Origin of the sequence: Gemella bergeri ATCC 700627 (genome assembly GCF_000469465.1) — a bacterium.
GTDB classification, from domain to species: Bacteria; Bacillota; Bacilli; order Staphylococcales; family Gemellaceae; genus Gemella; species Gemella bergeri.
In genome coordinates, this window is record NZ_KI271863.1 from 1 (window position 1) to 5,725 (window position 5,725).

Here is a 5,725-nt window from a genome sequence, read left to right on the forward strand (position 1 = left end):
TATTAATATTAAAAAATAGAATGTATCTTATAAGAGTAATAATTTATTTCTGTATTAATATAAGTATACAACAGAGAATTTCTATATTATCACAGATTAAATTGAAAATAAAAGCAAATATAGTAAAAACCTAATAGCTGTTTATAAATGTTAAAAATCAGTGTTAAATAAAGAGTGTTTTTAAGGTAAGGCAAATATTATTATTTTATTTCGGTTTGAAAATTTGACAACCAATTTTAAAAGTTGTATATTAGTAGAGTAATATATGAATACATAATTTATATACATTTAATATATATTAACTTTGGAGGTTATTATGGTAAAAACATCAAAAGACTTAACTAAACAAGAGCATTTAGAAATGTATGAACTAATGCAACTTATAAGAGATTTTGATATGGGGTTAAGTAAACTATACTCACGTGGTTTAGTTCATGGTATGACTCACTATTCTGTAGGAGAGGAGGCAGCAAATGTCGGCGCGATCTATCCGTTAAAAAAAGAAGATTTAATGTATTCTAATCACCGTGGTCATGGACAAACAATCACAAAAGGTGTCGAAATTGATCGTATGATGGCAGAAATTCTTGGTAAATCGACCGGACAATGTAAAGGACGTGGCGGAAGTATGCACGTTTATGATTTAGAGCATGGGAACATGGGTTGTAACGGTATTGTAGGTGGCGGACACGGATTAAGTACAGGAGCTGCCTTAGCACAAAAAATGAAAAAAACCGGTAATATCGTTGTATGTTGTATGGGAGACGGTGCAACAAATGAAGGAAGTTTCCACGAATGTTTGAACATGGCATCAAACTGGGATTTACCACTTATTTTCTATGTAATTAATAATAAATATGGTATTTCAATGGCACAAGAAAGATGTATGCGTGTTGAGAAAATTACTGAACGTGCTGCAGCTTATAGAATTAAAGGTATCCATGTAGAAGATGGTAACGATGTTCTTGCAGTGTATGATGCAATGCAAGAAGCTATTGAGCATACAAGAAGCGGTAAAGGACCTGTGTTGGTTGAAGCCGTATCATATCGTTGGTTTGGTCACTCTGCTTCTGATGCCGGAAAATACCGTAGTCGTGAAGAAGTAGCAGAATGGAAGAAAAAAGATCCTAACGTAAAATATAAAAAATTCTTATTAGAAAATAATATTGCAACAGAAGAAGAATTAAAAGAAATTGAAACTAGAGCAAATGCAACTATCAATGATGCGGTAGAATTTGCAAAAGAATCACCACTATCTGAACCGGAAGTTGCATTCCAAGATAACTACGCTGATTAATTTGCGTAATATTTAATAAATACCAGAATAATATTTATACATAGGAGATTAATAGTTATGACTAAAGAAACAAAAATTATGACAATTCGTGAAGCCATCAAAGAAGCGATGACTCATGAAATGCGTGAAGATGAAAATGTATTTTTAATGGGTGAAGATGTCGGTATCTTCGGAGGAGATTTCGGTACTACTGTCGGTATGCTGGAAGAATTTGGAGAAGAACGTATAATTGATACACCGATTAGTGAAGCGGCTATTAACGGAGCGGCGGCAGGGGCTGCTTCTGTAGGCATGCGTCCAATCGTTGATGTGACATTCATGGATTTCGTAACAATAGCAATGGATGCTATCGTTAACCAAGCAGCTCCGATGCGCTATATGTTAGGTGGAGATGTTCAAGTGCCGGTAGTATACCGTTGTGCTTCCGGTGCGGGAACAGGTGCCGCAGCACAACATACTAAAGCATTAGAAGCGTGGTTCTGTCATATTCCGGGCTTAAAAGTAGTAGCACCGGGGACAGCAGGTGATGTTTACTCTATTTTAAGAGCGTCTGTAAGAGATAATAACCCTGTTATCTTTATTGAACCAAAAGCATTATTTGGTCGTAAAGGTGAAGTAGAAGTTGGGAAAATCGGTGTTATCGGTAAAGGGGATATTAAAGCCGAAGGTAGCGATATTACATTAGTTAGTTGGGGACGTATGTTGGAACGTAGTTTAAAAGCTGCGGAAGAACTAAAAGAAGAAGGTATTTCAGTAGAAGTAGTAGACCCGATTACTTTGGTACCGCTGGATACGGATATTATTGTTAAATCCGTTAAGAAAACAGGTAAATTAGTGGTATGCCACGATTCATTTAAAACTGGTGGTTTTGGTGGAGAAATCGTTGCACGTATTGCAGAAAGTGATGCATTTGATTTCTTGGATAGTCCTATATACCGTGTGGCAGGAGCTGATACAAATATTCCATCAGCTAAAAATTTAGAAAAATTAGTTGTTCCGGATGTTGAAGACATTAAAGAAACAATTAAAAAAGCGATAAATAAAAAATAATAATTTAGTTAGCGAAGGATGTGAAATACAAAATGGCAGTAGAGGTTATTATGCCAAAAGCCGGCAGTGAAATGGAAGAGGGCGAAATCGTACAATGGTTTAAAAAAGAAGGAGACCGTGTAGAAGCAGGAGAAGTCCTATTAGAAATCGTCACTGATAAAGTAAATATGGAAGTAGAAGCTGACGCTAGCGGAACACTTTTAAAAATATTGGCACAAGCTGGAGATGTAGTTCCTGTGGTACAAACTATCGCATGGATAGGGGAAGCAGGAGAAGAAATTCCGGGAGCAAGTGCAACAGGAGAGGTAGCACCAGCGGAAACAATAGTAGAGAAAAAAGTAGATGTGACGCCGGTTAAGGAAATAGAAAAAATAGATTATTCAGGATTGCGTGCAACACCTGCGGCAAGAGCGTATGCACGTGAAAAAGGAATTGATTTAGCAAAAGTTAAAGGAACAGGTGCTAAAGGGCGTATTCATAAAGAAGATGTACTTGAGTATAAACTTAACAGTAAGGTGAAAATTTCTCCATTAGCAGAACGTATTGCTGAAATTGAGGGAGTTAGTACAACAGGTATCGTCGGTACGGGACCAAACGGTAAGATTATGAAAGCGGATGTGCTTGCAGTACTTCATGGTACACCAAAAGCGGCACCGGTGAAAAAAGAAGAGGTAGCACCGGCAAAAGCTAAAAAAGCACCACTTGCTCCTAATGAAAATCAATGGGGCGTTGTTGAAACAGTACCTATGTCACCGATGCGTAAAGTTATTTCTAAACGTATGAGTGAATCTTATTTCAGTGCACCGACTTTTGTAGTTAATGTTGAAGTGGATATGACGGAACTATTAGCATTACGTAAAAAAGTTGTTGATACAATCATAGAAGAAACAGGTAAAAAAGCAACAGTAACTGACTTTATTTCATTAGCGGTTATTAAATCATTGATGAAACATCCATATGTAAATGCTTCATTATCAAAAGATGAGAAAGAGATGTATCTACATCATTATGTAAACTTATCAATAGCTGTTGGTATGGACAGCGGATTAGTGGTACCGGTAATTAAAGGTGCAGATAAGATGAACCTTAAAGAGTTGGTGGTAGCTTCTAAAGAAATTACAACAAAAGCTCTTAACGGAAAATTAAAACCGGATGAAATGGCTGATTCAACATTTACAATCAGTAATTTAGGTATGTATGGCGTTAAAAGTTTTGTACCAATTATAAACCAACCTAATACAGCAATTTTAGGTGTTAGTGCAACTGTGCCGAAACCGGTTGTAATGAACGGTGAAATAGTTGTAAGACCAATTATGACTCTTACCTTAACAGCAGATCACCGTGTAGTAGATGGATTAGAGGGGGCTAAATTCATGAAGACGTTGAAAGAAGCTATCGAAAACCCACTATCATTGTTAATCTAATAATGATATAATGTTAAAGAAAAAATATATATAAACTAGTATTTAAGGAGTGAGAAAAACATGGCAGTAGAAGTTATTATGCCAAAAGCCGGTAGTGAAATGGAAGAAGGCGAAATCGTACAATGGTTTAAAAACGAGGGGGATGAAGTTAAAGAAGGTGAAGTCCTACTTGAAATTGTAACTGATAAAGTAAATATGGAAGTAGAAGCTGAAGCAAGCGGAACATTATTGAAAATCTTACATCCGGCAGGGTCAACAGTGCCCGTAGTGCAAACAATCGCGTGGATTGGACAACCCGGTGAAGAAATACCGAGTGCGGACGGAACGGTAGCAGCAGCTCAAGAAGTAGTAAAAGAAGTTGCAGCTGATGTAAAAGTTCCGGAAACCAAAAAAGAAAAAGTATTACCAAAACGTGAACGTCGTGGGGAATATGATGTTGCCGTTATCGGTGGTGGTCCTGCCGGTTATGTGGCAGCTATTAAGGCAGCACAATTAGGTGGAAAAGTAGCATTAGTTGAAAATCGTGAACTAGGTGGAACTTGTTTAAATCGTGGTTGTATCCCGACAAAAACATTCTTGCACAATGCAGAAATTATTAACTACATTCACTCGGCAAAAGATCGTGGTATTAAGCTTGTGAATGATGCCTTTACGGTAGATATGGAAAGAACTGTAGCGGTTAAAAATAAAGTTTCTAAAACATTATCAGGTGGGGTGGCAGGACTCCTTAAATCTTATGGTGTTAAAGTATTCAACGGTGTAGGTAGACTAACAGCTGATAAAAAAGTTGTTGTTGACGATAAAGAAACTATTGACTCTGATAACGTAATTTTAGCCGGTGGTTCTAAAGTTAGCAGAATTAATATTCCGGGAATGGATAGCGACAAGGTATTAACAAGTGATGAATTTTTAGACATTACGGAAGTACCGTCACGTTTAGCTGTTATCGGTGGTGGTGTAATTGGTTCTGAATTAGGACAGGCATTTGCAACATTCGGTTCTAAAGTAACTATTGTTGAAATGGCTGACAGATTAATCGCTAATATGGATAAAGATGCTTCTGTAGCATTAGAAAAACAATTTAGAAAACAAGGGATTAACGTTCTTACTTCAACTAAATTACTGGAAATCGTTGATAAAGGGCATGAAGTGGTAGTTAAGGTAGAAGGTAAAGCCGACATCGTAGCAGATAAGGTATTATTATCTATCGGACGTGTACCGGACAACACTTGTCTTGGAGAATTAGCAGATAAATTCGAAATGGAACGTGGACGTGTGAAAGTTGACGAGTATATGGAAACATCTGTAAAAGGTATCTATGCACCGGGAGATATTAACGGTACTAAGATGTTAGCACATGCAGCGTTCAAAATGGGAGAAGTTGCTGCTGAAAACGCAATGGGACATAGTAAAAAAGTTGACCTTAAGTCTACTCCGGCAGCAATTTACACACATCCGGAAGTTGCAATGGTTGGTTTAACAGAAGATCAAGCTCGTGAAAAACATGATGTAAAAGTTGGACGTTTCAACTTTGCTGCTAATGGACGCTCGTTAGCTTCTAACCATGGTGAAGGGTTTGTTAAAGTAATTATGGATACTAAATATAGAGAAATTTTAGGTATTCATATTGTTGGACCTGTAGCGGCTGAAATCATTAATGAAGGATCAACGCTTATTCAAACAGAAATGACAATTGATGATGTAATGGATATTATTCATGGACATCCGACATATTCAGAAGCATTATATGAAGCTATGGCTGACTGTATTGATATGTGTATCCATGCTCCTAAAAAGAAAAATAAATAATTAAAGAAAAAATATAAACCAACTCTCCAAAATTTGGATAAAAGTTTTAAGAGTTGGTTTTTTATTTGAGAAAAGTTATAAATAAAATTATCAGTAAGTAAAATTTTTAAAAATTTAGAATTATTAATTAAAAATATTTTCTTTG

The 5,725-nt window shown here is 36.4% G+C and carries 4 protein-coding genes; all 4 read left to right on the forward strand.

Going from position 1 to position 5,725, the window contains the following annotated elements; all coding sequences use genetic code 11:
- Positions 1-316: 316 nt before the first annotated feature.
- From HMPREF1983_RS06025 to lpdA, 4 genes are read left to right on the forward strand one after another with little or no spacing between them, the layout of a single operon-like run.
- Positions 317-1,297, forward strand: coding sequence for a thiamine pyrophosphate-dependent dehydrogenase E1 component subunit alpha (locus tag HMPREF1983_RS06025; RefSeq protein ID WP_021753413.1), 981 nt, complete (start codon positions 317-319; stop codon positions 1,295-1,297).
- Between the two features lie 57 nt (positions 1,298-1,354).
- Positions 1,355-2,347, forward strand: a complete 993-nt coding sequence (locus HMPREF1983_RS06030; RefSeq protein ID WP_021753414.1) for an alpha-ketoacid dehydrogenase subunit beta — start codon at positions 1,355-1,357, stop codon at positions 2,345-2,347.
- 32 nt (positions 2,348-2,379) lie between these two features.
- Positions 2,380-3,771, forward strand: a complete 1,392-nt coding sequence (locus tag HMPREF1983_RS06035; protein ID WP_021753415.1) for a dihydrolipoamide acetyltransferase — start codon at positions 2,380-2,382, stop codon at positions 3,769-3,771.
- 60 nt (positions 3,772-3,831) lie between these two features.
- Positions 3,832-5,580, forward strand: coding sequence for a dihydrolipoyl dehydrogenase (lpdA, locus tag HMPREF1983_RS06040; protein ID WP_021753416.1), 1,749 nt, complete (start codon positions 3,832-3,834; stop codon positions 5,578-5,580).
- The last annotated feature ends 145 nt before the right edge of the window (positions 5,581-5,725 follow it).

Bases quoted from the DNA above. Each gene is read 5' to 3' on its own strand.
- HMPREF1983_RS06025 (WP_021753413.1), top strand. From the start codon at position 317: ATGGTAAAAACATCAAAAGACTTAACTAAACAAGAGCATTTAGAAATG.
- HMPREF1983_RS06030 (WP_021753414.1), top strand. From the start codon at position 1,355: ATGACTAAAGAAACAAAAATTATGACAATTCGTGAAGCCATCAAAGAA.
- HMPREF1983_RS06035 (WP_021753415.1), top strand. From the start codon at position 2,380: ATGGCAGTAGAGGTTATTATGCCAAAAGCCGGCAGTGAAATGGAAGAG.
- lpdA (WP_021753416.1), top strand. From the start codon at position 3,832: ATGGCAGTAGAAGTTATTATGCCAAAAGCCGGTAGTGAAATGGAAGAA.